Raw genomic sequence first — 2,001 nt, 5'->3', positions numbered from 1 at the left:
ACGACGCCGACGTTGACCGTGGTGTTGGGTTGGATATTGGTGGGTTCTGCGATGACCACCGTGTTGCCGACCTTGAGGAAGGCGATCGTGGTGGTTCCGCTGGATCCAGCGCAGGTGGTGGTGGAGCTGGACTTGATGGTCTTGACGGTGATCACCGGGATGCCGGTGATCCCGACGGTGGTGTCGTCGATGGAGGCGGTGGCTACGGATTTGCCGGGGAATTCGGTGGTTGCGACCTGGGCGCACAGGGCGTGCGCGCTGATCAGTCCGCTGAGGGTGGCGGTGCAGGGCACCGAGGTGGTTCCGGTCGAGGTGGTGGAGATGTGGCCGGTGTCGGGGGTGGGTGTGATCTTGACCAGTTGGATGCCGGCCAGGGAGGCGTCGGCGGTCAGGCCGTAGGCCCGTCCGGTCAGCCGCTGCGGCGTGACGATGACTTGTTCGGCGCTGCACGGTGAGGTGACGGAGTTGTTGTGGTCGTCGCCGCTGTAGGTGGCGCTCCAGCGGTAGGTGCCGGCCGCGCCGATGGTCACGTTGCCGGATGCGGCGGTGCCGCTGCCGGACACCGTCCCGGTACGGGTCGCGATCGGCTTCGCACAGTCGGTGTCGCCGGGCGCGAATAGCTGGAACGTGACGGTGCCCGTCGGGTGGTATCCGCCGGACAGGGTCGCCGTATCAGAGACGTTCCCGCCTGCGGGCACCGAGCCCGATGGCGTCGTGGCGATCGATGGGGTCGCCTTCGGGACGTGTTCGGTGATCGTTTCGGTGAAGCCCGGTGACAGGACGCCGTTGATCAGGAAGTCCACCTTGCAGGTGATGGTGCTTCCCGGTACGGCTTCGGCGCCGACGGAGACGGTCTCGGTGAAGGTGGCATCATCGCCGCTGGTCACCGTCCGACTGCCAGGGGTCAAGGACGCCGACAGGTTCGGGTCGCAGTCGCGCTGCTGGTGAGTGACCGTGACCGGCAGGTTGCGCAGGGCCGCCAGAATGGTGTCGCTGACCTCCGAGGGGTCGATGCCGGAGAACAGCCGTCCGCCCGTGGCGTTGGTGATCGCGGTCGCTTGCCCGGTCGAGTCCAGCCCGCTCAGGTCGAACGCGAGCGCGGTGATGTCGGCTGCCTGCAGGGCGCTGATCGCATCGGCCAGCGAATGGCCGCCGCTGGGGTCATGGCTGGGGGCGTCCCCGATCAGCAACACGACCCGAGAGCTGTTCGGCCGGAAGTTGACCGCCCCGGACGCGACCTGGAACAGACCGTTGATGCCGTCCTCGGGGAAGTCGCCGCCGCCCGACGCGGCCAGCGAGTTGAGACCGTTGGTGACGTCGGTCTGGTTGGCGGTGAGGTTCTGCGCCACCCGGAACGGCGTCGCGTCCGCCGACACGTCCCTGTACTCGGCAACCGCGAACTGCGCGTCCGGCTGCGCCGAAGCGACGTTGGACAGGATGGTGTTCGCATTGGTCCGCACGTTCGAGATGACCCCGCCCATGCTCCCTGTTGTGTCGATCAGGAATGCGATATCCGGCTTGGGCGGGATCGCCGGAGTGGACACGGTCTTGGCGATCGTCGTCGATCCGCCCGGGTCCAGGTTCAGCGTCACGTCCGCCGGGGTGACCCCGGGCGCGGCGGACGCCGTCCCTACCCCGGCCACCAGCATCGCACCGACCGCCACCACGCACACGGCGGCCCGTAATCCTCGGATCATTCTCACGGTGTCATTCCTTCTGGCGTGGCGTTACGCCATAACGAATTTGGGATCGCTGCCCGTGCAGAATTTCTATGATTGCACCGCCCCGGGACGCCTTCTCCTAACGTGTTGGCGCGAGCGGATACCAAATCGCATTGGTTGACAACCTCGGTGACATTTTCAGCGCCAGCGGCTGATCAACGAGGCGGGGTGTGGCCACGGACATAGAGTGACTTGTCGGCGAATAGATGTAAATAGGACACTTACGGAAAGTTCTCGACTGGCCGCAGTCGGCCACCCCTTGCCGATGAGAGGCGCCCAC

Annotated in this window: 1 protein-coding gene; it reads right to left on the bottom strand. The window is 66.2% G+C overall.

Annotation, left to right across the window (positions count from 1 at the left end; all coding sequences use genetic code 11):
- A partial coding sequence (locus ACFOY2_RS54570; RefSeq protein ID WP_379536101.1) for a choice-of-anchor P family protein occupies nt 1-1,697 on the bottom strand: 1,697 nt, incomplete at its 3' end.
- Nucleotides 1,698-2,001 lie beyond the last annotated feature (304 nt).

The sequence above is a fragment of the Nonomuraea purpurea genome (assembly GCF_042650645.1).
GTDB lineage: Bacteria > Actinomycetota > Actinomycetes > Streptosporangiales > Streptosporangiaceae > Nonomuraea > Nonomuraea purpurea.
Note: the sequence above shows the minus strand (reverse complement) of the source record. Positions and strands in the feature narration are given on the sequence as shown.